Raw genomic sequence first — 24,431 nt, 5'->3', positions numbered from 1 at the left:
TTGCGTCGGCAGTTGACAGTATCTCATATAGCGCCGGTATCTAAATGATACCAGTCTTTTACTGGAATGGAGAGCCCCCCATGTCAAAGCCGAAAATCGCCATCATCGTCGGTTCGACGCGCGCCGCGCGCTTCGCCGACGTCCCCACGCAATGGATCGCCAAGATCGCCAAGTCGCATGCCGACATCGAGGTCGAAGTCGTCGACCTCAGAGACTTCCCGTTGCCTTTCTTCGACGAAGTCGCCTCTTCCGCCTGGGTGCCGTCGACCAACGAAGTCGCGCAGCGCTGGCAGAAGAAGGTCGCCGAATATGACGGCTTCATCTTCACCGCCGCCGAATACAATCACGGCCCGACGGCCGTGCTGAAGAACGCTATCGACTACGCCGCCAACGAGTGGAACAAGAAGCCGGCCGGTTTCGTCGGCTATGGCAGCGTTGGCGGCGCCCGCGCCGTCGAGCAGCTCCGCCTCCATGCGGTCGAACTGCAGATGGCGCCGGTCAAGTCGGCCGTCCACATCGCTTGGGGCGACTTCCTTGCCGTTCGCCAGGGCGAGAAGAAGCTGGAAGACCTCGAGCACCTGAACCAGGCCGCCACGGCGCTGGTCAACGACGTTGCCTGGTGGGCCAAGGCACTGAAGAAGGCGCGTCAGGCCGATGTGTTGGCCGAGGAAGTCCAGGCAGCCTGATCTGCCGGAACGATATCATCCTCCCAAGGGGTTTGGGGCGGCGCTTGCGCCGCCCTTTCTCGTTATAGCGGCTCAAATCGAAAGCTGCTCCCAGACCGGACGACACGGCCAATGCCGGGCGAATCCAGATGCGCGCCGGCAACGAAATGATTGTCGTCCGCCGCAAGCGCCAGCAGCCGCAACCGGCTCTCGTGCGCCTGGTCTTGATCGGTGTCGAATTCCCACGTCATCTCGGGCCGATCGAACTGAAGCGATGGGACGTGAATGGTATCGCCCCAGATCAAAATGTGTTCGCCGCCGCTCGAAACGCGAAAGCAGCTGTGACCCACTTCATGACCATGAGCGTCGATAATGTCGACATGTGCCCCGAAATGGTCTCCGGCTTCGAATGGCTCCGCCATGTCGTGAAATCGCTCGAGCCGCGCTTCGGCGCGAAACAGGCCGAGTTCCTCCCTGGGAACGAGCAGGCGCGCCAGGCGCGGGAAAGCGTCCTGGCCATCGGCAAGTACAAGACCATGGATGTGGTCGAGATGCGTATGGGTGAAGCAGACGGCGCGGACTTTTTCGACATCGATGCTGGCCTCGTCCAGCGCTTGGGGAAGCCGGCCCATGGTCGGGTGCCAGGCATTCGAGGCGCCGGTATCGATCAGCGTTATCTCATTCCCATCGTCAATCGCGAAGGCGTTGACGGAGAGTCTGAGTTGACCGTCAACCAGCGTGACTTGGTCCGGCAAGTCATCGCCAAATGGCTTGTCGCCGCTTTGCCGAAGCCGCCTGATCGGCATGTCGACATAGCCATCGCGCAGAGAGGTGATGCGCAGGTCACCAAGAGTGTAGGTCTGATAAAGGTCACCCGAAGCTATGCGGTGCATTTGCCGATCCGTTTTTTTAGACAGTCTGAGACGGACAGCCGTCGTCCGCAACCCGCCCGGTCAATTCGATCTAAGCCAATTGTGCGTGCTGCGCCTGCCGTGGCCTGATGATGCAGTCCGCGAGGCGGTGCTTCTCGTCCAGCCCATCCGCGGGCGACCAGCGGCGTACCGTTAGGACCTGTTTCACCCTGTGGCCGGATGGGGCTCCATTCACGATCTCCCAACGACGAAAGGCACCTCTTTCCGATCACGCCCGAGTGACTTGCATAATGCAACTTACTCGGCTATGAGTCACTTTCATCTTGAAAGAGACTCCGGTCATGGTTGCAAAAAAAAGCTTCGAAACACGCCCGTGCCCCATCGCGCGCAGCCTCGACGATGTCGGCGAGTGGTGGAGCATCCTGCTGCTGCGGGACGCATTCCAGGGCCTGACGCGCTTCGACCAGTTTCAGAAGAGCCTGGAGATCGCGCCCAACATTCTGACCCGGCGGCTGAACAGCCTGGTCGAGCGCGGCCTGTTCGAAAAGCGCGCCTACTGCGAGCGGCCGCTGCGCCATGAATATGTGCTGACCGCCAAGGCGCGCGATTTCCGCCCGGTGCTGCTTTCCCTGCTCGCCTGGGGCAACAAGCATCTGGCGCCCGAGGGTCCGAGCCTGGTGGTGGTGAACAAGGCTGACGGGCGCTGGGCTGAGCCGGTGCTGGTCGATCGCGAGAGCGGCAAGGAATTCGACAGCGATGAGTTCATCATGGCCACCGCACCCAAGGCCACCGACCGCATGCGGCAGCGCTATCGCTTCAGCACAGAGGGCTCCGGCCTGCCGCTCGTCGACAACACGGTGATTGAACACAGGTCGAATGAGGCACGCCGCCCATGAACAAGGTTCTCTCCGCCGCCGAGTTGCAGCCCGCGCAGCCTTCCGTCGCTCAGATTCCCGCGCCTGTTAAAAAGCGCCGCAAGCCGTTTGTCATGCTGGGCGTCGCGGTCGCGATCGGCATTGCCGGCTGGTATGGCTTTCAGTGGTGGCAGGCCGGCCGCTTCCTCGTCTCCACCGACGACGCCTATGTCGGCGGCAACGTCACGCCGCTGGCGCCACGGGTCGCCGGGCATATCGACCAGATCCTCGTTGAGGACAACCAGCATGTCGCCGCCGGTCAGCTCATCATCCGCATCGACGACCGGCCGTTCAAGGCGGCGGTGGAGCGTGCGCAGGCTTCGGTCCAGCAGCAGCAATCGGCCCTCGACAATCTTCGCGCCCAGGTCTCGCTGCAGAATTCGCTGATCGAACAGGCTGAGGCCGATCTCGACGCCAAGAGTGCCGCTGCCACTTTCACCGCGGAGGATGCACAACGCTACGCGGTGCTGGCCAGCACCAGGGCCGGCACGCAGCAGGACGCGCAGAGAAGTCTTGCCGCCGACAGCCAGGCGAAGGCATCGGTCGCCGCCTCCCGCGCCGGGCTTGCCGCCGCCAGGCAGCAACTCGATGTCCTCAACACGCAGATATCGGAAGCCTCCGCAGCGGTCTTGGCCGCCAAGGCCGATCTCGATACAGCTGAGCTCGATCTCGGTTTCACGCAGATCCGCTCGCCCATCGACGGCCTCGTCGGCAACCGGCTGGCGCAGGTCGGCACCTATGTCTCGCCGGGCAGCTATCTGCTGACGATCGTCCCGGAGAGCGGGCTGTGGGTCGATGCCAATTTCAAGGAAGATCAGTTGCGGCAGATGACCGACGGTCAGGCGGCGACGGTCTATACCGACATCGCGCCCGACCAGCCGCTCAAGGGCCAAGTCACAAGCCTGGGGCCTGCGACCGGGGCGATCTTCAGCGTCATCCCGGCGCAGAACGCCACCGGCAATTTCACCAAGATCGTCCAGCGCGTTCCCGTCCGCATAACCATCGACCCGGACCAGGCGCGGAAGGTCGCGCTGCGGCCGGGCCTCTCCACCGTCGTGACCGTCGATACCGCGTCGCGCTGAGGACGCCATGCAAGAGCGCGCCGCCCCGCAATCCTTCTTCGTCAGCATCCTGCCGTTCATGGTGATGTGCGTGGGGATGTTCATCGCGCTGCTCGACATCCAGATCGTCGCCTCCTCGCTGCAGGATATCGGTGGCGGCCTGTCGGCGGCACAGGATCAGATCGGCTGGGTGCAAACCTCCTATCTGGTGGCCGAAATCATCGTCATCCCGCTGTCGGGCTGGCTGACCCGGGTGTTTTCGACACGCTGGCTGTTCACCATCTCGGCGGCCGGCTTCACGCTGGCCAGCATGCTGTGTGGTTTCGCCTGGAGCATCGAAAGCATGATCGTCTTCCGCGCGCTGCAAGGGCTGCTCGGTGCATCGATGATCCCGACGGTGTTCACCTCGTCATTCCACTATTTCCAGGGGCCGAGGCGGGTCTACGCGGCGGCGGTGGTCGGCAGCATCGCTTCGATCGCGCCGACGCTCGGCCCCGTCATCGGCGGCTGGATCACCGACACGCTGAGCTGGCACTGGCTGTTTTATGTCAACGTCATTCCGGGCACCATTATCACCATCCTGGTCGCGGCTCTGGTCAAGATCGACAAAGCCGATCCGTCGCTGCTGAAGGGCGCCGACTATATCGGCATGGTTCTGATGGCCGTCAGTCTCGGCACGGCCGAGTACGTTCTGGAGGAGGGTACGCGCTGGAACTGGTTCGACGACGCGACCATCCGCAACGGCGCCATCGTTGCCAGCGTTACCATGGTTCTGTTCATCATCCGCAGCCTGACCTATGCGCAGCCGGTGGTCGACTTCCGCGCCTTCGGCAACCGCAATTTCGCCATTGGCTGCTTCCTGTCCTTCGTCACCGGCATCGGCATCTTCGCCACGATTTATCTGACGCCGCTGTTCCTCGGTTATGTCCGCGGCTACGACGCCTTCCAGACCGGGGTGGCGGTGTTTTCGACCGGCGTCGCTTCGATGGTCGGCGTGCCCGTCTACATCTTTCTCGCCAAGCGCTTCGACACGCGCTGGCTGATGATGTTCGGCCTGGCCTCCTTCGGCGCCTCGATGTGGAGTTTTAGCGCTATCACCAGCCAGTGGGGTGCTGCCGAGCTTCTGATCCCGCAACTGTTCCGCGGCTTCCCGCAGGTCTTCGCCGTCGCGCCGAGCGTCAATCTCGGCCTCGGCAGCCTGCCGCCCGAACGGCTGAAATATGCCAGCGGCCTGTTCAACACGATGCGCAATCTCGGCGGCGCCGTCGGCATCGCCATTTGCGGCGCGATCCTGAACGACCGCACCAACTTCCATTTCCTGACCATCGCCTCGCATCTGACACCACAGAACGAGGCCGCGATGCGGCTCGTCGACACTGTCGGCCAGCGCTATGGACAGTTGCCCGGCGCCATTGCGGACGGTCATACCGCCGCGCTGAAGCAGTTGTGGGCGCTCGCCTACCGCGAGGCGTCGACCATGGCTTACGCCGATGCGTTCCTGGTGATCATGGCAGCGTTCGTCGTCGCGACTGCGCTGGTTCCCTTCCTGCGCAATGTCACGCCGAAGCCTCTGCCTCCGGGCGCACACTGAGCGAACCGGGTCTATCATAGGCTCTTCAGCCATTCATCTCGATGCGCCGGCGCCGGTGTCGGTCCTTTTGCCGAAAGCCTGCCAGCGAGCCTCGACTTCGGCGCGAAGCTGCTCGCCGTCGGTGGAGAGCACTTTGTGGGGCAGCGCGACGAACCGTTTGCCATCCTGGGCCGGAAAAATGTTGCCCAGGCGCGAGGCCGTGAGGTTCGGGGCGAATGTGAAGGTCGCCAGACCGATGCCGAACCGCTTTGCCCCCCTGTTTCGGTAGACAGCCCTCCACAGAGGCATGATCGTTTCATCCATGAACGCCTCGGAAACCTGCAGCGCGGTGACATCCCGGTACTGGTCTTTGCCCCAGCGATACCAAGACGTGCCCCATCGCCTCTTCACAACCTCGAAGGTAATGTCGAGCGAGGAAATGCCCTCCACCTCCCGCCAGGGGACGTCGAGAAAGACATAGCCGTCGAGATTGAGGCGCAATCCGGCCGGCGACAGCAGCAAAAATGGCTCGGCGGTCAGCCATCCGTTCGTTTGCCAGACAAGCACAACGGCGGCCAAAGCCGCCACCGGAAGACCCAATAGCCAGTTCTTGGTCCCGAAGGCGACAACGAGCCCGACAACGAGAACAAGTGCCGAGAAGGAAATGTACTTCAATGCGGTCTTGCCGCTGCCATAGGCAATGATCTGTTTGACGTCTTGTGCCTGGACTGAACTCAACGTTCGCCTCCCATGGCCGGCACGACTTTGCAGGCGAGAGCCGCCGCCAAGACAGTCAAGCACGATACAGGCTGACCATTGGCCCAACAAGCCCAGAGCGCACAGCAGAGCGTCGATGCTTGCGTCCGCGCACCGCACCGGCTCGCGGTGGGGCCGGGGCAGGCGGTTGCCTAGTCTCGCCCGCGCGGGCGAGTAGCAAAGCCCGCTCCCGGTCATTGCCGGTTAACTGGGCAGCCTGGCGGAACGCGGCGCGGGCTTCCGCTGGACGTCCCAGCTTCTCCAGCAGATCGCCGCGCACCGTGGGCAAGAGATGCGAGTCCTTCAGGCGCGGTTCGTCCTTCAGCGCCTCGACGATGGCCAGACCCTGCGCTGGTCCGAAGGCCATGCCGACTGCCACCGCGCGGTTGATTTCGACGATGGGCGAGGGGGCCGCCAAGGCCAGGGCCTGATAGTATGCGGCGATTGCAATCCAGTCGGTGTCGGCGGCTGTTGCCGCGCGGCTATGGCAGGCGGCGATCATCGCCTGCAAGAGATAGGGGCCGGGCGTCGGCGTCAGGGTCATGGCGCGGTTCAGGCCGTCGAGGCCGCGCTGGATGAGCGACCAGTTCCATCGGCCGCGGTCCTGGTCGAGCAGCAGGATCGGTTCGCCCGCCCGGCCGGTGCGGGCGGGGAAGCGCGAGGCGTTGAGTTCCATCAGGGCCACCAGTCCCTGCACCTCGGGCTCATCGGGCATCAGCGCCACCAGCGAGCGGCCAAGGCGCAGTGCTTCACCGCAGAGATCGGCGCGCAGCCAATCCGGCCCGGTGGTTGCCACATAGCCCTCGTTGAAGGTGAGATAGACCACCTCCAGCACGGCGGCGAGGCGCTCGCGCCGCTCTTGCCCGCGCGGCGTGTCGAACGGGATGGCGGCGTCGCGAAGGGTTCGCTTGGCGCGCACGATGCGCTGGGCGATTGTGGCTTCGGACACCAGGAAGGCGCGAGCGATCTCCGGCGTCGACAGCCCGCCCAGCAGCCGTAGCGCCAGTGCCGCGCGCTGCTCGGCCGGCAATAGAGGATGGCATGCGGTGAAGATCAGCCGCAAAAGGTCATCGTCGATATCCTCGTCGAGTGCTGCCTCGATGTCGGGCATCTCGCGCTCCAGCTCGGCGAGGTCGATGGCAAGTTCGCGATGCTTGCCGTCGATCATGGTGGTGCGGCGCAGCCGGTCGAGCGCCCGGTTCCTGGCGACCTCGGTCAACCAGGCGGCCGGGTTGCGCGGGATGCCGTCCCGGGGCCAGCGCTCCAGCGCCAGCAGGAAGGCGTCCTGCGCGATCTCCTCGGCCAGCCCGATATCCCTGAGATAACGGGCGAGCCTGGCGGTGAGCTTCGGCTGCTCGATCCGCCAAACTGCTTCGATGGTCGCGTTGGCCGTCAACCCTTCAGCTCGCCAAAGCCTTCCGCCGCCTTCTGGACGTCCTCGGGGAAATCGCTCATCTCAAAGACGCGGCGAACTTCGATCAGATCATTCTCGCCGGCGGGGCAGCGGCGGGCCCATTCGATGGCCTCTTCACGCGAGCGCACGTCGATCACCCAATAGCCGCCGAGCACTTCCTTGACCTCGGCGAACGGCCCATCGGTGACAACAGGCTTGCCGCCCTTGAAGCTGACCCGCGCGCCCTCGGATGGCGGATGCAGCCCGTCGAGCGCCAGCAGCACGCCGGCCTTCTTGAGCTCCTCATTGTATCGCATCATCCCTTCCACCGCCTCGGCGCCGGGCCTGACATCGGGCGCCGCCTCCGCGTAGCCGCCCGGGATCATCAGCATCATGAACCGCATGGTCTTTCTCCTTCTTTGGGTTGGTTCGATGATACGACGAACGGGGGATGGCGAAATCGACACGAGTGGCAAAAAAGTTCAAATCCCCGGTCGCGCCAAGGACTAGAGGTGTTGGACCGCCATATGGGCGGGGCTGCCATCTGGCCCTGCCAGTTTGCCCTGATATGTCAGGCTGCAATTCCTCACTCGAGCAAATCCGTGAAATCATCCAGCCTGGCCGGCGCAATCTCCCCCACGATCCCGGTGCTCGTCTGCGTGTTCGGCATCTTCCTGCTGTCCGGCATGGATGCGGCGATGAAGGTGCTGGTCATCGCGGTCGGCGTCTACAACACAGTGCTTTGGCGCAGCATGCTGGCGACTGTGGTCGCCGGCGCGGGCTGGCTGGCGGGGCCGCGCTCGCTTCCAACTGCCTCGGTGCTGAGGCTGCATGTTCTGCGCGCGGTGGTCGTCAGCTTTGTATTGCTGTGCTTCTTCTGGGGGCTTGCGAGGCTACCGCTGGCGGAGGCTATCGGGCTCAGTTTCGTGGCGCCGCTGTTTGCACTTCTGCTGGCCGTTCTCTTGCTCGGCGAAAGGATACAACGCAAGGCGATCTGGGCCTCGCTGGCCGGCATTGCGGGCGTTGTCATCATCGTGGCTGGACAGTTCGGCCACACAAGCTACGCCAGGGATGCCCTGCTCGGCACGGCGGCGGTGCTCGCGTCGACGGTTTTCTATGCCTACAATCTGATCCTCGCCCGGCAACAGGCGCTGTTGGCCAAGCCTGTCGAGATCATGCTGTTCCAGAACCTTGGCGTTGCGGTCACCCTCGGCCTTGCCGCACCCTGGCTCGCCGTTGCCTTGCCCGGCAATCTCTGGCTTCCGCTCGCCGGGGTGACGGCACTGTCGCTCGCCGGCCAGTTCCTGATGAGCTGGGCCTATGCCCGCGCCGAAGCGCAATATCTGATCCCGACCGAATACTCGGCCTTCATCTGGGCGATCGCGCTCGGCTGGTTCTTCTTCGACGAGGCGGTGACCTGGACCACGCTGGCGGGAGCCGGCCTCATCGTGGCCAGCTGCCTGATCGCCGCACGCTCGAATCCGAGACTTGCCGAGCCGATCGAAGCTACGGTTTGATCAGACCGAAACAAACGCTCGATTGTTAGACCAGCGCGCCGCCTCGCGATGATCGCCGGTCCCGCGGGTGGCGATCAGCTGGTCGATCCGCCGCCATAGAGGTCGGCCACATGGAAGCCTAGCCAGCGCGTCGACATATCAATTTTTATTAAATATCCCGCTGGTCGAATTACTGTCTATAGACCATTCGTCGGGTTGTTATGCTTCCAGCTCGGAAAATACCACTGAATGGTCGATGTAATGGTGAACTATGTGGCAAGCTCCTGGAGCAGCAAAGTGCATGGCAAATTTGATTCGGATGCGGCCGCCTGGAACCCGTATCGAACGTCCCAGGCTGGCCAGGCATCACGAGGAGGATTTATCCGATGAGCTTCTTCGTCAATGCCCTAGGCGTTCCTCTTCCCTATAGCGGCGCTTCCAACCATTGGTACTCGGCGGCAGGGTCCGGGCCGGACTTGTACGGCAGCTCCGGCAACGACTCGTTCTACGGAGCATCCGGTGTCAACGTCACCATGCACGGCGGCGCAGGCGATGACATCTACTACCTCTACGCGGCGGGCAACAAGGTGGCCGAGGCCGCCGGGGCAGGCATCGACACGATCAGCACATGGATGAGCTATAAGCTGCCCGACAATGTCGAGAACCTCGTCGTCACAAACGCCAACAACTATGCCTTCGGAAATGGGTTGGACAACATCATCACCGCCAAGGCCGGGCACCAGACGCTGGACGGCGGCGCGGGAAACGATGTGCTGATCGACGGCGGCGGCGGTTACGACACCTTCATCATCTCGAAAGGCAATGGAAGCGATCTGATAGCGAATTTTGCCGCCACTGACACCGTCCGCCTGAATGGCTATGGGTTCACGTCGTTCGACGCCATCCACTCAAGCATGATCCAGGCGGGATCGAACGTGCTGTTGAACCTCGGATTCGGCGAGATACTCGAGTTCAAGGACACGACCATCGACAAGCTGCAGCCCAGCCAGTTCGAATTGCCGATCGATAAGTCCGCAATGAGTCTGTCCTTCAGCGACGATTTCAACACGCTGAATCTTCACAACAGCCAGGGCGGCACTTGGGATACCAACTTCTCGTGGGGAGCGCCGAACGGCAGCACCTTGACCAGCAACAACGAACTGCAATGGTATATCGACGCCAATTATGCACCGACGAGTTCCGTCCACCCGTTCAGCGTGAACAACGGCGTGCTCACCATCACCGCGGCGCAGGCGCCGGCTGATATCAAGCCGCTGATCAACAATTATGAATACACCTCAGGCATTCTGACGACCCACGACACCTTCTCGCAAACCTATGGCTATTTCGAAATGCGGGCCGACCTGCCAGAGCACGCCGGCGCCTGGCCGGCCTTCTGGCTGCTTCCGGAAGACGGTTCGTGGCCGCCGGAGCTCGATGTCGTGGAGACGATCGGCCAAGCCCCGAACTCGTTGGTCATGACGGCGCACTCCAATGAGACCGGAACGCACACCAAGGTCACGTCGACAGTGAGTGTCTCGGACCCCGCCGGTTTCCACACCTATGGCCTGCTCTGGACGCCGGACAAGCTTGTCTGGACCTATGACGGTGTGCAGGTCGCGGAAGCGGCGACGCCGTCCGACATGAACAAGCCCATGTACATGCTGGTCGATCTCGCGGTCGGCGGCCTGGCCGGCACCCCTCCGGATCATTTGGCCACGCCGGCCGAGATGAAGATCGACTACGTCCGCGCCTATACGCTGGACAGTGCTCCGGCAAACGCGCTGAACATCGCCAGCAGCAGCACCACGCACAGTATCGCCAGCAGCACGCTGCACGGCGGTTCCGAATTCGGGGGCCACGCGTAAGGTCCCGGGATCATGCAGCGTCGGGGAATGCGGAAATGACTGGACCGTCCGGCCTGCGCCCGGTCTTCATGCGCGCCATCGCCGATGTCGGCGTCTTCTCGCTGTTGATCAATATCCTGCTGTTGGTGATCCCGCTCTATCTGCTGCAGGTCTATGACCGCGTGCTACCGTCCTCCAGCGTCGAGACGCTTGTCTATCTTTCGGCCATTGCGGTTCTCGCGCTCGCCTTCCTCGGGCTGCTGGACGCGATCCGCGCCGTTTACACGCAGCGCGTCGCAGCGACCCTCGACCGCGAGCTGGGTGCCGGCACATTCGCCGTTTCGCTTGGCGCAAAATATGCCGGCGGCCTGTCGCCGCTGCGCGACCTCGCCTCGGTCTGCGCCTTCGTCAGGTCGCGCGGCGTGGCGGTGTTGTTCGATCTGCCCTTCGCGCCTGTCTTTCTCGCCCTGCTGTATCTGATCCATCCGGTGCTGTTTTGGGTGACGGTCGCCGGGGCGGTGCTGCTGCTTCTCCTGGTCGTGGCCAATCAGCTTGCCATCGGCAGGAACGACGCCTTGTCGGCGGAGCGTTCGGCTTTAGCCAGCCAGGCCGAACAGGCCTTCACGCGCAATGCGGAGACGCTGCGCGCCATGGGCATGGTGGAGAACGCCGCGCGGGTCTGGGGACGGCACGTAGCGGCAGCGCTCACCTTGCATGACCGTTCCTCGAGCGCCAATGCGATTTTCAGCGGTGCCTCGCGGGCACTGCGCATGGTGCTGCAACTGGCGATCCTCGGCGCCGGCGCATGGCTGGTGCTCGAAGGGCAGATGACGGCAGGCATGATCTTCGCCTCCTCGCTGGTGTCGTCACGCGCGCTGCAGCCGCTCGACCAGTTGATCGGCGCCTGGCGGCAGATCGCCGACGCCCGGAGAGCGTGGAGCCGGCTTGAGACGGCGCTTGCGGCGCGTCCGGCCGAAGCGCGGAAGCTGATCCTGCCCGATCCGACCGGCGCGATCTCCTTGCAGGATGTTTTCTTCATGGCGCCGAATGCCCAGCCCGGCACCGAACCCATCCTCAAGCGGCTGAACTTCCAAATTGGCGCCGGCGAAGCGTTGGCCATCGTTGGCCCAAGCGGCGCCGGCAAATCGACGCTGGCGCGTTTGCTTGTGGGCGCTGCCCGGCCGACCGGCGGCGCGGTGAGGATCGACGGCGCCGACCTCAGGACCTGGGACGAAAGCCAACTCGGAAAGCATATCGGCTACCTCGCGCAGGAGGTGGAGCTGTTCCCAGGATCGATCGCGCAGAACGTCGCTCGCTTCGACCCCGATGCAGATGACGCCTCGATCATCGAGGCAGCCAAGCGGGCCGAGGCGCATGAACTGATCCTGGCGCAGCGGGACGGCTACCAGACATTGATAGGTCCGTCGGACAGAAGTTTGTCGGGCGGCGAGCGCCAGAGGATCGGGCTGGCGCGCGCCTTCTACGGCGCTCCCAGGATTCTCGTGTTGGATGAGCCCAACGCCCATCTCGACGGCGCGGGCGAAGCAGCGCTCGAAGCGGTGCTTGCCGCCGTGAAAGCGGCCGGCGTGACGACAGTCGTCATCACGCACCGCCCTTCGATTGCTGCCTCCTGTGACCGCGTGATGCTTTTGCGCGGCGGCGTGATCGAAGCCTTCGGCCCCAGCGGCGAGGTGTTGCGGCAGTCTGGGGCCAGCACGGGCGCCGGCAAGGGCATTCCCCGGCAGTATCCGGTGGTGACAGGGTCATTCGCCGCGACGCTTCGCACGCACAACACCCGCTTCGGATCATAGACCATGGCAGTCCAGAGCCTCGACCGGGAAGGCAGTCCGCGCACCGACATAAGGCGCGTGGCATCCGCCGGATACGCGGCGATAGCGCTGTTGGTGGGTTGCTTTGGCTATTGGTCTGTCAGCGCGCCCTTGTCGGGAGCGGTGATCACGCAAGGGACGATCTCGGCGACCGGCGGAAACATCCTGATCCAGCATCCCGAGGGCGGCATCATCCAGGAATTGCTGGTCCATGAAGGCGATCGCGTGCAACAGGCCCAGGATCTGATCGTGCTGGATCCAACGGCCGCGCGGGCACAGCTCAACCGATTGACGAGACAGTCGATCGCGCTCAGGGCGAGCGCGGCGCGGCTGGAGGCGGAACGCGACGGATTGGACCGGCTGGCGCCAATCCCCGAGGCGGCGCCGGCACCGTTCCAGCACGATTTCGAGACGCTGGTTCGAGAACAGCAGAAGGAATTCGACGCCAGGCTCGCCCGGTTTCGATCGGAACAATCGATCCTCGCCCAACGACTGGCCATGCATCGCCAGTCTGTCGTGGGATTGCAGTCCCAGAAACAGGCCATTCAGCAACAAGTCGAAATCGTGAAGAAGGAACTCGGCATCAAGACCAGCCTGCTGGACAAGGGCCTCACCAACCGTACCGAATACTCCCAGCTTTTGCGCAGCGAGGCCGATCTCGTCGGGCAGGCTGGGATGCTGGAAGCCAATATCGCAGCGGCCAACACCCAGATCGTCGAAGCCCAGGAGCAGACCGAGCGCCTGACCACGCAACGCGTGGAGGAAGCGCTGACGAAGCTGGAAGAGGTTCGTTCCAACCTGGCCGACTTCGAGGAACAGATCGGGGCGGCGGAGGCGGTGCTGCGGCGAATGACGATCAAGGCGCCGGCGGCGGGCATCGTCATCTCGTCGACCTACAATTCCAAGGGCAGCGTGATTGCCCCCGGCGAAAAGATAATGGAGATCCTGCCCACGGCACCGGGCCTGATCGTCGATGCAAGGCTGCGGCCAAAAGACATCGATCAGGTCCGTGTCGGCCAGCCGGCGAAACTGCGATTGTCCGCCTTGAACATGCGGCTTACTCCAGAGGTTGCAGCCACCGTGACACAAATTTCCGCCGACCGGCTCATCGACCAGGCTACGCATGAGCCCTATTTCCGCGCCAGGCTCAGGATTGCCGCCGAGTTGCCGTCCGGCGTGAAGCCCGAGCAGCTTTATCCCGGAACACCTGTCGAGGCGTTCATCAACACTGGCGACCGGACATTCTTCGAGTATCTGGCACGACCGATGCTCGATTCCTTCGCTCGCGCCTTCACGGAGCGGTAGACATTGGGGATCGAACGATCAGCGCACCGCTTCGCGTTGGCTACCGGGCAGGCGGGTGGCGATCAGCTTGTCGATGCGGCGGCCGTCGAGGTCGACCACCTCGAAGCGCCACCCTTGCGCGTCGACGCATTCGCCGGTCGCCGGCAGATGGTGCATGTGCGACAGCACATAGCCGGCGACGGTCTCGTAGTCGCGGTTTTCGGGCAGGTCGATGCCCAAAATCTCGGCCATCTCGTCGGCCTGCATATAGCCGGCGAGCAGCCATGAGCCGTCCTCGCGCTTGACGGCGTTTTCCTCGTCGCCGGCATCGAGGTCGGCCCGGAACACGCCGGTGATGGCTTCGAGAATGTCGGCCGGCGTGACGATGCCTTCGAAATGGCCGTATTCGTCATGCACCAGCGCCATCGGCACGTCGGATTCCTTGAGCTTGTGCAGCACGTCGAGAGCATCAGCCTGGTCGTAGACGATGGGGGCTGCGCGGACATGCTTGCGCGGGTCGAGTGTGCGGCCGGCAAGGATCGCGGCCAGCACGTCGCGCGTCTGGACGACGCCGACCATGACGTCGACGCCGCCGTCGCCGGCCGGCAGGCGCGAATGCTGGGTTTCCATCAAAAGCTTGCGGATCGTCGTGTCGTCGGACTGCAGATTGATCCAGTCGACCTCGGTACGCGGCGTCATCACCGCGCGCACGGCGCGGTCGCCAAGCCGCATGACGCCGGCGATCATGCGCCGCTCGTCGGATTCGATGGTGCCGTGATGCTCGGCCTCGGCGACCAGCATCTTGATCTCCTCGTCGGTGACCTTCTCCTCGCTTTCGCCGCGCTGGCCAAGCAGCCACAATATGGCGCGGCCGGAAATGTCGAGCAGGAACACCAGCGGCGCCGAGATGGTCGCCAGGATGGTCATGGCAGGAGCCGCGCGCGCGGCGACGCGCTCCGGGTCGCGCAGCGCGATCTGCTTGGGCACCAGTTCGCCGACGATCAGCGAGAAATAGGTGATGATGGCAACGACAATGCCGACGCCGAGCGGGTCGGCGACGCTTTCGCGCATGCCCATCGAGGCCAGGTACACCGACAGCCGGTCACCCAGCGTGGCGCCGGAGAAGGCACCGGAAAGCACGCCGACCAGCGTGATGCCGATCTGCACCGAGGACAGGAACTTGCCGGGATTCGAGCCAAGGTCGAGCGCACGGCCGGCGCCATTGACGCCACGGTCGATCATCGCCTTGAGGCGTGCCGGGCGCGATGAAACGATAGCGAGTTCGGACATCGCCAGAAGGCCGTTCACACAGATGAGGACGACCACGATAGCAATTTCAACGTATAGCATGAGGGCTCAATAGCATTGCGGCGGCGCCTTCGAAAATAGTGAAAGCGCGTCGCGCGTAAACGGATTAAGCGCGCCGCGCTTTCAGTCTTTAGTGTTGATGCATGTCATTGTCCCAAAACCGGGACCACTTTTGTGTGACATGCATTGGCCATTTTTAGAATATGACGCGTGTCTGTCAGGCGTTGTCCCATGCTGGCGCCGAAAAATGTTGGACGAGTGCGTCGACGACAACCCGCACCTTTGGCGTGAGCGCGCGCGTCACCGGCCAGACGGCGTGCACGACAATGTTTTCCACCAGACAGTCGGACAGGACCATTTCGAGGTCGCCCTGCCTGTGGCCATCGCAGGTCCTTCGAGCGGATGAACGAGGCGATCGAGGCGCTCGGGATCAAGCCGGTCATTGACAGGGTCTTTGGCTTTGATGAGGTGCCGCAGGCCTTGCAGCATCTGGAGAAGGGGCCGTTCGGCAAGATCGTGGTCACCACGACCTGACCTTCCAATCGGTCACCGCAGGTCCTTCAGCACGCCGATGATTGCCTTGCCGTCGGTGAAATAGGGGTCGCCGCCGCCATTGCGGCCGGTTTTGGTGGCGCCGATGCCTCCCATGTCGGTGGTCGATGCCAGCAGTCCGGCTGCGTTCAGGTCGCCGATCAGGAAGTCGCGTTCGGCGTCGATATCGGGACCGATGTGATGGGTGATCGCACCGGTGTCGTGGCTGAGGCCAACGCCGCGATCGAAGCTGGCGGCGCCGAGCCAGAGTGGGCGGCCATCGTCGCCGACCGTATCCGTCTGCCAGAAACGGGCGTGGTGGCGCCGGTCGGCACTGTCGCCGACCGGCATTTCGAAAGCGAGATCCTGGGCGCGGCCTTCGAACAGCAGACGGCTCATCGGCGCATCCGGATAGGGGCGGGAAAACAGGACACTTTCGCCGATGTCGATGGCGGTTCTCAAGGTGACGGCGTCAGCCGTGTCCCAACCGGCAATAGCGAAGGCATGGACCACCTCCCTCTCGGTACCGACAAGGCCGACATTGATCGGGTCGCCGGGAATGCCTTGCGGCGTGTGCGTCACCATTTCGAAGCGCTGGTCGCGAAAGCCGCGTTCCCAAAATGTCCAGAATTCCGGCGCGGCGAGATAGGCTAGCGCCAGCCAGGCGCCCAGCAGGGCCGCTACCCAGATCGCTATGCGTCGCCGAAGACTTCGCTGACTCATGACGGAGGCTCGAATCGTGCGGTATCTGTTGCCTGACGGCCCCTGGAAATCAATGGCCAGCGCTGCGCAGCCGGTCTATCGTCAGCCATCGTTTTTGCGCGGGGGCGGGAATGAAGGGGAAACCGGCAGGCCGCAGAGCAATGGCGTTGACCGCCGACCTTGTCGCCAGGGTCGAGCGCATCGAACCGGATCCCGGCCCCGAGCCTGGAGCAGCCGAGCATACCGACGCGGAGTTCGACGGCCTCGTCGAGCAACTTTTGTCGGAATACCGGCCTGAAGCGCTGTGGGTCTTTGCCTACGGCTCGCTGATCTGGAATCCCGAATTCGTTCCTGTCGAGCAGCGCCCGGCCACGGCGCCAGGGTGGCATCGTTCATTCTGCCTGAAGCTGACCCGCTGGCGCGGGACCCGCGAATTGCCGGCCCTGATGCTGGCCCTCGACCGCGGCGGCAGCTGCAACGGCATTGTTTACCGTCTGCCCGCGGAAGACCATTTCGGGCAACTCGGCCAGCTGATGCGCCGCGAGATCGATGCCAACCCGCCAACCAACGTGCCGCGCTGGATCACGGTTCAGACCAGGGACGGCCCGCTGCGTGCCCTGGCTTTCGTCGCCGCGCCAGACGGCAGGGCCTATGCCGGACGGTTGCCGCCGGAGCAGGTTGCGGACACGCTGGCGCGGGCCGCCGGACACTGGGGCTCGTCGGCGCAGTATCTGTTCCGGACCGTCAGCAAGCTGGAGGAAAGCGGTATCCGCGACAGGAACCTCTGGCGCATCCAGGATCTGGTGGCGCGACATATTATCGCTTCCACCGCTGGCGCTAGGCCCGCCTGATCATTTGCTAGCGGCAGGCGCGATAACCGTTCTTGCGGTTCTTGATGTCGAAGTGGAAATGGTTGCGGTGGTCGTAATTGTAACCGGGGCCGAGCACGGTGGTGAAATACTGGCAGCCGTCGGCGCGCACATTGTTGAGGAAGCCGCGCGTGCGGAAGGCGAACAGGCCGGGCTTGCGCACGTCGATGTCATCGCCATTGTTGAGCTCGATGCTCATGACGTCCAGCGCGTTGCCCTTGCCGTGCTCGGAAAGCACGCCTTCGCCCGCAATGTTGCGGCAGGAATAGCTTGAGCCCTGGTGGATGGTCTTGACGCCGGAGAAGTAGCGCCAGCGGGCGGAGGGAACGAGTTCGTTCTTCGTCCAGGCGGCGAACGTGGCGGCCATGTCGCAGGTCAGCGTCGCGGCGGGCTTCATCTGGATGCTGCCGATGGCCGTGACTTTTACGGGATAGTCGATGCCGCACTGGCCTTCATGGATCGGCGCCAGGTCGGTATAGGCGACATCGAGGCGCTTCAATTGCTGGCGGCAATCGGTTTCGCTGGCCGGTATCTGCTCGACCGGCGACATCGGCTCATCCATGCGCGGATAGGCGGCTTGCGTCATGTAGGGATTGGACGGGACAAGCCTCTGCATGCCGGTATATTGCGGCACCGCCGCCGTTTGCGCGCCGACGTCGACGGCCGGCTGCAACGACAGCACGCTGCCGGTGTTGCAGGCCGAAACCGCCGCGAGGGTGAGGCCGGCGGCCAACAGCATCACGGGTTTCGATTGGCGCGCGGTGGCGAAAAACACGGCGCGAAATTTGCCGGCCATTGGCGGAATCCTAGTTCGAACCTGATCCGTGATCAGGTTCGAACTTTTGCCTGACCATGATCTTTTCCGAAAACCGGTTCCCACTTTTCGGGATCATGGTTCGGATATCCGGCATTTTAACGATCAAGGGTAAAGGAAAGCTCAGCGTCCGCGTTCATGCCTGCGGCGGAAATGCGGCATGCGGATTTACAGTGTGCTCACTGGCAAAACGTGCCGCCATGTTTGCGCGGCTCGAGATCGAGATGGAAATGCAAGGCGTGGTCGGCGTCGGCACCCGGTCCAAGCACGGTCTTGAACGGACCGCAGGCGGCCTTGCGCACGGCGTTGAGGAATTTGGCGTCCTTCTCCGGAGGTGTCGGACCGATCTCGATCTTCTTTCCGTCGGAGAGTGTGAAGCTGCCGATGTCGAGCGCGTCGCCGAAGGCGTGCTCCGACAGTTTCCTGGTGCCGTGGCGCGGCCGGCAGACGAAAGCCGAGGCCTGGCTGATAGACTTCAACTCCGTGCCGAACTCCGCCTTGGCGGCTGGCTGGATGACATCGGCGGTGAAGCGGGCGGCCGCCTCGGCCATCGAGCAATTGAGCTCGGTGGCGGGACCGATGGCGACCGACTTGTTGAGCGTCTTAATGATGATCGGATAGGGGATCGAGCAGCCGATTTCGGGATTGCTTTCCGCCTTGTGCTCCTCGAATTCGACGCCGAGCGCCTTCAGCCGCTCGCGGCAAGCGACTTCCGCCGCAGGCATCTTGTCCGCAGGCCGGTCGGCTGAGCGCGGGTCGGGAAGCATCTTCTTGTCGCCGGCATCGGCTGGTTTTTCCGGCGGCTGCGGGGCAACGGCCGGCGGCTGGGCCTCAGGTTCCGCAGTGTCAGGCCTTTGCGTCGGGATCGGCACCTCGGCTGACGGCTCCGGCTCGCTTTCCGTATCGGCTGGCGGCTCCGGGGCCGACGGTTCGGGCCGCGCCTGCTTTTTCTGACGTGACTTTTCTTCATTGAACTGGTCGGACGTCGTGTCTGTCTTGGGTCCGTCGGTTTTGGGATCGTCGGTCTTGGGAACGTCGGTCTTCTGCTCTTCCGTCTTTGCAGCGGCTGCGGGACGTGGTTCAGGCACCGGAGCATCGGCAGGCGATGGCAGCGGTGGGGATGATGTTGGAGGCGGTGGCGTTGGCGACGATGGCGGGGGATTTTGCGTTTTCTGCGGAGCCGGTTTCGGCGTGGACTGCTGCTCCACTCGCGATTTCGCCTTATGACGGCCACGCGGCTTCAACGGCTGGTCGACCCGCGGTGTCAACGGCTGCTCCACCCTCGGTGTCAGTGGCCTGTGATGCCTATGACGATGTTTGGCGTCGGCCGGCGTCACCAGCAAAGCGGTGACGGCCGTGGCCAGTGCAATCCTGTATATTCGGGAAAAGACAGACGACCCCATCGCCGTCAACGGGGTGCGCGCCCGGAGGTTGCCTTCAGCCCATCACGAACGGTAACCACGTCGTTACGCGCCGATCGCTTCGAGGCCTTCCTCCAGCCAATCGGCAAGCAGCGGCAGACCAAGCAGATATTTCGCCGTGCGCTTGTTGGCGCGTTCGCGCGCCGCCGCCACGGCATCGGACCATTCCGAGGCGTCGTAGTCGCCACGCCCGACCCAGGCGAGTGCGATCAGCTCGGCCGCCTCATCGACATTGAGATCGTTGATCAGCTCGCGCAGTTCCTCTTCGGTCAGATTTTCCGAGCTTTCCTCGGCAAGGCCGTCATGATGATGATTGTCATGCGTGTCACCGTCGAATTCGATCTCGTGTTCGGCGCCGCCGGCATAGTCCTCGTTGACGGCGGCACTCAGCGCCTTGGCCTTGAGAATGAACAGGCGCACGGTGTCCGGGCCGATCGTAAGGTCCCAGTCCTTTTCAAGCCGCCGCTGCACGGGCCGTCTCCGTCAGTCGTTTGCCGGATGATAGCGGATTTGCGGCATTCGTCACCTGATGTTCTCCACCCTGCTTTTTCCGGCCCTGCTTTTTTCCGGCCCTGCTTTTTTCCGGGATGAAACGCGGGCCGCTTGGCGTTAGTGTTGCATTCTCACCCCTCAAGGAGGCTTCGATGCATAAAAGAATGCTGATCCAGGCGGCGACTGCCCTTGTCGCGCTGCAGTTCTTCGCCGTCCCGGTGTTCGCGGCGGGCAGTAGCGGTGGCAGCGACGCGACCGTCACCCAGTGCAAGAAGGGCGAGGTCTGGGACAAGAAGAAGAAAAAGTGCGTCGCCCCTCAGGAAGGCATGCTGGATGACGACAGCATCTATGATGCAGGCCATGCGCTGGCGATGGCCGGGCGCTATGATGAGGCGATCTCGGTGCTCACCCTTGCCGCCAACAAGCAGGATCCGCGCATCCTCAACTATCTTGGCTATTCGCACCGCCATTCAGGACGTGTCACCGTCGGCCTCGGCTATTACGAGGAAGCGTTGCGCATCGACCCGAACTACACGCTGGTGCGCGAATATCTCGGCGAGGCGCACCTGCAGATCGGCGATCTGGCCGGCGCCCAGCAGCAGCTGATGGAGATCGAGAAGCGCACCGGCAAGGGATCGCGCGAATACGGCATGCTGTCCGAGCAGATCGACCATTTCATGCGGAGCTGATCAGGCCCAAGGGCTTTCCAAAGCGGCCGCGAGCGATCGCGGCCGCTTTTTGCTGCCCCTGTCTCGTTGAAAGCGGGGATGATTTTTGCAAAACCGATTTTTGGACGTGAAAAACCCGGAAAGATTGCTATATCTTGGGAAATTGCGGTGACACGGTTCCGTTAGCCCGAGGCTGCCGGACCGTTTTCTTTTTGTACCCATCGACAAGGCTTTCCTCGAAACGCGGGGGTGGCGGCAGGAAAGGTCAGGCATCATGAACAAGGTCCCGATGACAGGCGAGGGGTTCGCGTCATTGAAGGAAGAGCTGCGTTGGCGCCAGCAAGAAGAGCGGCCGCGCATCATCGAGGCGATCTCCGAGGCGCGCTCGCATGGCGACCTGTCCGAAAATGCCGAATATCATGCCGCCAAGGAGGCGCAGAGCCTCAATGAGGGCCGCGTCAACGAGCTCGAAGACTATATCGCGCGCGCTGAAGTGATCGATGTCACCAAGCTCAGCGGCGAAAAGGTCAAGTTCGGCGCCACCGTGGTGCTGGTCGACGAGGATACCGAGGAAAAGAAGACCTACCAGATCGTCGGCGACCAGGAAGCGGACGTGAAGTCCGGCCGCATCTCGATCTCCTCGCCGATCGCGCGGGCGCTGATCGGCAAGGAAGTCGGCGACGCCATCGAAGTCAATGCGCCCGGCGGTGCCAGGGGTTATGAGATCGTCCAGGTGCAGTTCATCTAGGGAATAGGGGCGCGCCTTCGCGCGGGTTTGCGCGTTTTCAAACCGGCGCTTGCGCCGCCCCTCATCTGGCTGCCGCCATCTTCTCCCCGTGAACGGGGAGAAGGACGCCCTCATCGATGGTTTCGCCAATTTTCAACGTTGCAAGAAGGGCGCCAGCGGTGCGGGCCAGCTTCTTTCGCCCCGTTTACGGGGCGAAATGCCCGGCAGGGCAATGAGGGGCGGCGCTGACCTTTCCAATTGAATTGATTGAGAAAATCAATTCTTGGCAGCGTTGGCCCGACCAAGTGTCTGGCGCTCCAGCAGCCTATTTGCCTCAGCCACCACCTCCACCGGCGCCAAAGGCCCCCCAGGGGCGGCCAGCAGTGTCGATGCATAGGGCCCGCGGGGGCCGGTCAAACCCGGTTCCGTCGCCAAAAACACCGCGACCGTCGGCAGGCCGAAGGCGCTGGCCAGGTGGGTCAGGCCGGTGTCGGCGCCGATGACCAGGGTCGAGCGGCCGAGGATGGCGGCGATGTCGGCCAGCGGCGACTTTGGCACCACGACGGTGGATGGCACGGCGTTGGCGATTGCCTCCGCCACAGCTTTCTCGCGCTCATTCGACCAGGTGGTGACCGGCGCCATGCCGCGCTCGACCAGCAGGCGGGCGGTTCCGATCCAGTCTTCAACAGGCCATTTCTTGTCCTCGCGGCTGGTGCCGTGCAACAGGAAGACGGTTTTTCCGGTAATGCCGGCGAGACCGCCGGGTGGTGGCACAATGCCTGAGACGAGCGTTGACAGATCGGGCTGGTAGCCAAGCGCCAGTCCGAACAGCCGCCGTGTCCGCTCGATGGCGTGCAGGTCGCGCGGCACGCCGTAGGTGACGTCATAAAACAGCGTCGCCGAGGGCTCGCGCGCGCTCGACCGGTCGAAGCCGGCAATCGGCGCGCCCGCCTGCCGCGCCACCAGCGCCGATTTCAACAGGCCCTGGGCATCGATGACAAGGTCGTAACGGCATTCGCGCAAGGTGCGGCGCAGCGCGGCCGCCTCGCGCCAGGTGCCGCCCTTGAACAGCGCCTTGCGCCAGCGCCGGATGGCGACCGTATGAATCCTAGCGATCGCCGGGTGCAGTGCGACAATGCCGGAAAATGCCTCTTCGACGCACCAGTCGAAGGTCACGTCCGGCCTGACAAGGCTGGCATCCTCGACGGCCGGAAAGGTGTGGATGACATCGCCCATCGACGATGTCTTGACGATGAGGACCTTCATGCCGCGGCCGGAAGTTCCAGCAGCCGGTCAGCCGCCGCGGCGACCTGCCCGACTTGCAATGTCCTCAGGCAGTTGAGATGGCCGAGCGGGCAGACCTTCTGGTGGCAAGGCGAGCAGGACAGGCCGAGCCAGACCAGTTCGCGCTGTTCCGCCAGCGGCGGCGTGTTCTCAGGCGAGGTCGAGCCATAGACGGCGACGATCGGCGTCCCGACGCCTGCCGCGACATGCATCAGCCCGCTGTCGTTGGAGACCGCCAGCCGCGCCGCCGCGATCAGGTCGATGGCGTCCTCCAGTCGCGTCTGGCCGGCAAGGTCGATGACGCCGGGGGCAAGGGCTGCGATCTCCGCCGTCACGTCGCGGTCGTTCTTCGAACCGAACAGGGCGACCTTCAGGCCTTTATCCATGAAGTCGCGGGCAAGGCCGGCATAGCTTTCGCTCGGCCAGCGCTTGGCCGGGCCGAATTCGGCACCAGGCATGAGAGCCACGAATTTCTGCGGTGCCAGCCCGAAACGGTCGAGCAAAGCGGCCTGGTTGCCGGCATCCACGGTCAGATGGGGCGCGCGAAAACTGCCGCCCTTGGCGAGGCTGAAATAGGCCTGCGCGGTGCGCCGTTTCACGGCGTCGGGCAGCGGTACGATGTCGGTCAAAAGGCCATAGCGCATTTCGCGCAAATGGCCGAAACGGCGCGGGATGCGGGCAAAGAAGGGGATCAGCGCCGATTTCCAGCTGCCCGGCAGGACATAGGCCATGTCGTAGCGGCCGCGCAGCAGGCGGCCGAAGCGGCGGCGATGGGTGAATTCGAGCGCGCCGGGTTTTAGCGGAAAGTCGATCTGCTGGCGGATCTCGGGCATGCGCTTGACCAGCGGTGCGGCCCAGGCCGGCGCCAGCACGTCGATCGCGGCGTTGGGATGCAGCTCCTTCAGCGCCGAGAACAGGCACTGCGCCATCACCATGTCGCCCACCCAGCGTGGGCCGATCACGAGGATCGTTGGGCTTTCAGCCATTCGACATAGTCTCTGACACCGGTTTCGACGCTCCGGAATTGGCCATTGTAACCGGCCGCGCGCAAACGCGACATATCAGCTTGTGTAAAGCTCTGGTAGCTGCCCTTGAGGTGATCGGGGAAGGGGATGAACTCGATCTCGCCCTTGCCCAGCGTATCGATGACCGTTTCGGCGATGGCGCGGAACGGCTGGGCGCGGCCGGTGCCGCAGTTGAAGATGCCGCTCGAGCCGCGCTTCCACAGCCACAGATTGACGTCGGCGACATCGCCGACATGGATGAAGTCGCGGCTCTGCTCGCCGGGGCCGAAACCATCATAGGCGCCGAACAGTTTCGGGTTTTCGCCGCGTTCGACCTGGTTGAACAAATGAAAGGCGACCGAGGCCATGGCGCCCTTATGCGCCTCGCGCGGGCCGTAGACGTTGAAATAACGCAGGCCCGCGACCTGCGAATGGTCGGTGTCGAACACCGTGCGCCTGATGTAGTCGTCGAACAGCTTTTTCGAATAGGCGTAGACGTTGAGCGGTCGCTCGAGCGCCGGCTCTTCGCGGAACTCCGACCCACCACCATAGACGGAGGCCGAGGAGGCGTAGAGGAAGGGCAGGCGGAGCGCCTGGCAGGCATGCAGCAGCCGCTTCGAATAAGCAAAATTCACCTCCATCATGAACTTGCCGTTCCACTCGGTGGTGGTAGAGCAGGCGCCCTGGTGGAAAACGGCTTCGATGCGGCCAAGCGACCCGGCTTCGATTCGCGGCAGGAAATCGTCCTTGTCGAGATAGTCGGCAATGCTGAGATCGGCGAGATTGGCGATCTTGTGGCCGTCGGTCAGGTCGTCGACGACGAGGATGTCGTCATGCCCTTCGGCATTGAGCGCGGCGACGATGTTGGAGCCGATCATGCCGGCGCCGCCCGTGACGATGATCATGAAGGCCTCTGGTTGCTTG

At 63.4% G+C, this 24,431-nt stretch carries 25 protein-coding genes; 12 read left to right on the top strand and 13 right to left on the bottom strand.

Annotation, left to right across the window (positions count from 1 at the left end):
- The first annotated feature begins 80 nt into the window (after positions 1-80).
- The gene (locus tag AC1D05_RS23025; protein ID WP_475458949.1) at positions 81-686 is read left to right on the top strand and encodes an NADPH-dependent FMN reductase; all 606 of its coding nucleotides are present in this window, start codon (positions 81-83) and stop codon (positions 684-686) included.
- Between the two features lie 62 nt (positions 687-748).
- Here AC1D05_RS23025 and AC1D05_RS23020 read toward each other — a convergent pair whose 3' ends face one another.
- On the bottom strand, positions 749-1,471 hold the full coding sequence (locus AC1D05_RS23020; RefSeq protein WP_477444213.1) for an MBL fold metallo-hydrolase: 723 nt from the start codon (positions 1,469-1,471) through the stop codon (positions 749-751).
- Positions 1,472-1,878: 407 nt separating this feature from the next.
- On the opposite strand from AC1D05_RS23020, the gene AC1D05_RS23015 reads away from it, so the two are divergent.
- From AC1D05_RS23015 to AC1D05_RS23005, 3 genes are read left to right on the top strand one after another with little or no spacing between them, the layout of a single operon-like run.
- A complete protein-coding gene (locus AC1D05_RS23015; RefSeq protein ID WP_477444059.1) occupies positions 1,879-2,433 on the top strand; it encodes a winged helix-turn-helix transcriptional regulator in 555 nt (184 codons plus the stop codon).
- Positions 2,430-3,533, top strand: coding sequence for an HlyD family secretion protein (locus AC1D05_RS23010; protein WP_477444058.1), 1,104 nt, complete (start codon positions 2,430-2,432; stop codon positions 3,531-3,533). The genes AC1D05_RS23015 and AC1D05_RS23010 overlap by 4 nt, the downstream gene beginning before the upstream one ends.
- A 7-nt stretch (positions 3,534-3,540) precedes the next feature.
- Complete coding sequence (locus tag AC1D05_RS23005; RefSeq protein ID WP_477444057.1) at positions 3,541-5,103, top strand: DHA2 family efflux MFS transporter permease subunit; 1,563 nt, start codon at positions 3,541-3,543, stop codon at positions 5,101-5,103.
- A gap of 33 nt (positions 5,104-5,136) precedes the next feature.
- Here the strand turns inward: AC1D05_RS23005 and AC1D05_RS23000 are convergent, their stop codons facing one another.
- The 3 genes from AC1D05_RS23000 to AC1D05_RS22990 all read right to left on the bottom strand — a co-directional run bounded on the left by AC1D05_RS23000 (position 5,137) and on the right by AC1D05_RS22990 (position 7,635).
- Positions 5,137-5,661, bottom strand: a complete 525-nt coding sequence (locus tag AC1D05_RS23000) for a hypothetical protein (protein ID WP_477444056.1) — start codon at positions 5,659-5,661, stop codon at positions 5,137-5,139.
- A gap of 214 nt (positions 5,662-5,875) precedes the next feature.
- The gene (locus tag AC1D05_RS22995; protein ID WP_477444055.1) at positions 5,876-7,234 is read right to left on the bottom strand and encodes an RNA polymerase sigma factor; all 1,359 of its coding nucleotides are present in this window, start codon (positions 7,232-7,234) and stop codon (positions 5,876-5,878) included.
- Positions 7,231-7,635, bottom strand: coding sequence for a YciI family protein (locus AC1D05_RS22990; protein WP_477444054.1), 405 nt, complete (start codon positions 7,633-7,635; stop codon positions 7,231-7,233). The genes AC1D05_RS22995 and AC1D05_RS22990 overlap by 4 nt, the downstream gene beginning before the upstream one ends.
- A 198-nt stretch (positions 7,636-7,833) precedes the next feature.
- Here AC1D05_RS22990 and AC1D05_RS22985 point away from each other — a divergent pair, with 198 nt between their 5' ends.
- The 4 genes from AC1D05_RS22985 (at position 7,834) to AC1D05_RS22970 (ending at position 13,708) form a co-directional block, all read left to right on the top strand.
- Entirely contained in the window at positions 7,834-8,748 is a 915-nt protein-coding gene (locus AC1D05_RS22985; protein WP_477444053.1) for a DMT family transporter, read from the top strand.
- Positions 8,749-9,113: 365 nt separating this feature from the next.
- Positions 9,114-10,595, top strand: a complete 1,482-nt coding sequence (gene eglC / locus AC1D05_RS22980; RefSeq protein WP_477444052.1) for an endo-1,3-1,4-beta-glycanase EglC — start codon at positions 9,114-9,116, stop codon at positions 10,593-10,595.
- 35 nt (positions 10,596-10,630) lie between these two features.
- Positions 10,631-12,385: a type I secretion system permease/ATPase gene (locus tag AC1D05_RS22975; protein WP_477444051.1), complete on the top strand. Its 1,755-nt coding sequence runs from the start codon at positions 10,631-10,633 to the stop codon at positions 12,383-12,385.
- A 3-nt stretch (positions 12,386-12,388) separates the two neighbouring features.
- A complete protein-coding gene (locus AC1D05_RS22970; RefSeq protein ID WP_477444050.1) occupies positions 12,389-13,708 on the top strand; it encodes an HlyD family type I secretion periplasmic adaptor subunit in 1,320 nt (439 codons plus the stop codon).
- An 18-nt stretch (positions 13,709-13,726) separates the two neighbouring features.
- Here AC1D05_RS22970 and AC1D05_RS22965 read toward each other — a convergent pair whose 3' ends face one another.
- Entirely contained in the window at positions 13,727-15,037 is a 1,311-nt protein-coding gene (locus AC1D05_RS22965) for a hemolysin family protein (RefSeq protein ID WP_477444049.1), read from the bottom strand.
- A 175-nt stretch (positions 15,038-15,212) separates the two neighbouring features.
- Complete coding sequence (locus AC1D05_RS22960; protein ID WP_477444048.1) at positions 15,213-15,353, bottom strand: hypothetical protein; 141 nt, start codon at positions 15,351-15,353, stop codon at positions 15,213-15,215.
- 44 nt (positions 15,354-15,397) lie between these two features.
- Between AC1D05_RS22960 and AC1D05_RS22955 the strand changes: the two genes are divergently transcribed.
- The gene (locus AC1D05_RS22955) at positions 15,398-15,529 is read left to right on the top strand and encodes a zinc-binding dehydrogenase (RefSeq protein ID WP_477444047.1); all 132 of its coding nucleotides are present in this window, start codon (positions 15,398-15,400) and stop codon (positions 15,527-15,529) included.
- Positions 15,530-15,541: 12 nt separating this feature from the next.
- Here AC1D05_RS22955 and AC1D05_RS22950 read toward each other — a convergent pair whose 3' ends face one another.
- A complete protein-coding gene (locus tag AC1D05_RS22950) occupies positions 15,542-16,249 on the bottom strand; it encodes an LssY C-terminal domain-containing protein (protein ID WP_477444046.1) in 708 nt (235 codons plus the stop codon).
- 110 nt (positions 16,250-16,359) lie between these two features.
- Here AC1D05_RS22950 and AC1D05_RS22945 point away from each other — a divergent pair, with 110 nt between their 5' ends.
- The gene (locus AC1D05_RS22945) at positions 16,360-17,079 is read left to right on the top strand and encodes a gamma-glutamylcyclotransferase (RefSeq protein WP_477444045.1); all 720 of its coding nucleotides are present in this window, start codon (positions 16,360-16,362) and stop codon (positions 17,077-17,079) included.
- Positions 17,080-17,086: 7 nt separating this feature from the next.
- Here the strand turns inward: AC1D05_RS22945 and AC1D05_RS22940 are convergent, their stop codons facing one another.
- From AC1D05_RS22940 to AC1D05_RS22930, 3 genes are all read right to left on the bottom strand, one after another.
- Complete coding sequence (locus AC1D05_RS22940; protein WP_477444044.1) at positions 17,087-17,893, bottom strand: extensin-like domain-containing protein; 807 nt, start codon at positions 17,891-17,893, stop codon at positions 17,087-17,089.
- A 197-nt stretch (positions 17,894-18,090) separates the two neighbouring features.
- Positions 18,091-18,999 (bottom strand): extensin-like domain-containing protein, encoded by a 909-nt coding sequence (locus AC1D05_RS22935; protein WP_477444043.1) that lies wholly within the window; start codon positions 18,997-18,999, stop codon positions 18,091-18,093.
- 378 nt (positions 19,000-19,377) lie between these two features.
- The gene (locus AC1D05_RS22930) at positions 19,378-19,803 is read right to left on the bottom strand and encodes a DUF3775 domain-containing protein (RefSeq protein ID WP_477444042.1); all 426 of its coding nucleotides are present in this window, start codon (positions 19,801-19,803) and stop codon (positions 19,378-19,380) included.
- A gap of 173 nt (positions 19,804-19,976) precedes the next feature.
- On the opposite strand from AC1D05_RS22930, the gene AC1D05_RS22925 reads away from it, so the two are divergent.
- Positions 19,977-20,513, top strand: coding sequence for a tetratricopeptide repeat protein (locus AC1D05_RS22925; RefSeq protein ID WP_095201798.1), 537 nt, complete (start codon positions 19,977-19,979; stop codon positions 20,511-20,513).
- Positions 20,514-20,766: 253 nt separating this feature from the next.
- Positions 20,767-21,240, top strand: coding sequence for a transcription elongation factor GreA (greA, locus tag AC1D05_RS22920; protein ID WP_023767588.1), 474 nt, complete (start codon positions 20,767-20,769; stop codon positions 21,238-21,240).
- Positions 21,241-21,495: 255 nt separating this feature from the next.
- On the opposite strand, the gene waaC is transcribed toward greA, so the two are convergent.
- From waaC to rfaD, 3 genes are read right to left on the bottom strand one after another with little or no spacing between them, the layout of a single operon-like run.
- A complete protein-coding gene (waaC, locus tag AC1D05_RS22915) occupies positions 21,496-22,485 on the bottom strand; it encodes a lipopolysaccharide heptosyltransferase I (RefSeq protein ID WP_477444041.1) in 990 nt (329 codons plus the stop codon).
- A complete protein-coding gene (waaF, locus tag AC1D05_RS22910; protein WP_477444040.1) occupies positions 22,482-23,489 on the bottom strand; it encodes a lipopolysaccharide heptosyltransferase II in 1,008 nt (335 codons plus the stop codon). Before waaF ends, waaC begins: the two co-directional genes overlap by 4 nt.
- Positions 23,462-24,412 carry an ADP-glyceromanno-heptose 6-epimerase gene (gene rfaD, locus AC1D05_RS22905; RefSeq protein ID WP_477444039.1) on the bottom strand — a complete coding sequence of 317 codons (951 nt, stop codon included), beginning with the start codon at positions 24,410-24,412 and terminating at the stop codon, positions 23,462-23,464. Before rfaD ends, waaF begins: the two co-directional genes overlap by 28 nt.
- Positions 24,413-24,431: the final 19 nt, after the last annotated feature.

The organism is Mesorhizobium sp. P2_E9 (assembly GCF_056403815.1).
Note: the sequence above shows the minus strand (reverse complement) of the source record. Positions and strands in the feature narration are given on the sequence as shown.

What these genes read in the sequence shown, in the direction of transcription:
- AC1D05_RS23025 (WP_475458949.1), top strand. Translation starts at nt 81, where the DNA reads ATGTCAAAGCCGAAAATCGCCATCATCGTCGGTTCGACGCGCGCCGCG.
- AC1D05_RS23020 (WP_477444213.1), bottom strand. Translation starts at nt 1,471, where the DNA reads ATGCCGATCAGGCGGCTTCGGCAAAGCGGCGACAAGCCATTTGGCGAT.
- AC1D05_RS23015 (WP_477444059.1), top strand. Translation starts at nt 1,879, where the DNA reads ATGGTTGCAAAAAAAAGCTTCGAAACACGCCCGTGCCCCATCGCGCGC.
- AC1D05_RS23010 (WP_477444058.1), top strand. Translation starts at nt 2,430, where the DNA reads ATGAACAAGGTTCTCTCCGCCGCCGAGTTGCAGCCCGCGCAGCCTTCC.
- AC1D05_RS23005 (WP_477444057.1), top strand. Translation starts at nt 3,541, where the DNA reads ATGCAAGAGCGCGCCGCCCCGCAATCCTTCTTCGTCAGCATCCTGCCG.
- AC1D05_RS22990 (WP_477444054.1), bottom strand. Translation starts at nt 7,635, where the DNA reads ATGCGGTTCATGATGCTGATGATCCCGGGCGGCTACGCGGAGGCGGCG.
- eglC (WP_477444052.1), top strand. Translation starts at nt 9,114, where the DNA reads ATGAGCTTCTTCGTCAATGCCCTAGGCGTTCCTCTTCCCTATAGCGGC.
- AC1D05_RS22975 (WP_477444051.1), top strand. Translation starts at nt 10,631, where the DNA reads ATGACTGGACCGTCCGGCCTGCGCCCGGTCTTCATGCGCGCCATCGCC.
- AC1D05_RS22970 (WP_477444050.1), top strand. Translation starts at nt 12,389, where the DNA reads ATGGCAGTCCAGAGCCTCGACCGGGAAGGCAGTCCGCGCACCGACATA.
- AC1D05_RS22965 (WP_477444049.1), bottom strand. Translation starts at nt 15,037, where the DNA reads ATGCTATACGTTGAAATTGCTATCGTGGTCGTCCTCATCTGTGTGAAC.
- AC1D05_RS22960 (WP_477444048.1), bottom strand. Translation starts at nt 15,353, where the DNA reads ATGGTCCTGTCCGACTGTCTGGTGGAAAACATTGTCGTGCACGCCGTC.
- AC1D05_RS22955 (WP_477444047.1), top strand. Translation starts at nt 15,398, where the DNA reads ATGAACGAGGCGATCGAGGCGCTCGGGATCAAGCCGGTCATTGACAGG.
- AC1D05_RS22950 (WP_477444046.1), bottom strand. Translation starts at nt 16,249, where the DNA reads ATGAGTCAGCGAAGTCTTCGGCGACGCATAGCGATCTGGGTAGCGGCC.
- AC1D05_RS22945 (WP_477444045.1), top strand. Translation starts at nt 16,360, where the DNA reads ATGAAGGGGAAACCGGCAGGCCGCAGAGCAATGGCGTTGACCGCCGAC.
- AC1D05_RS22940 (WP_477444044.1), bottom strand. Translation starts at nt 17,893, where the DNA reads ATGGCCGGCAAATTTCGCGCCGTGTTTTTCGCCACCGCGCGCCAATCG.
- AC1D05_RS22925 (WP_095201798.1), top strand. Translation starts at nt 19,977, where the DNA reads ATGCATAAAAGAATGCTGATCCAGGCGGCGACTGCCCTTGTCGCGCTG.
- greA (WP_023767588.1), top strand. Translation starts at nt 20,767, where the DNA reads ATGAACAAGGTCCCGATGACAGGCGAGGGGTTCGCGTCATTGAAGGAA.
- waaC (WP_477444041.1), bottom strand. Translation starts at nt 22,485, where the DNA reads ATGAAGGTCCTCATCGTCAAGACATCGTCGATGGGCGATGTCATCCAC.
- waaF (WP_477444040.1), bottom strand. Translation starts at nt 23,489, where the DNA reads ATGGCTGAAAGCCCAACGATCCTCGTGATCGGCCCACGCTGGGTGGGC.
- rfaD (WP_477444039.1), bottom strand. Translation starts at nt 24,412, where the DNA reads ATGATCATCGTCACGGGCGGCGCCGGCATGATCGGCTCCAACATCGTC.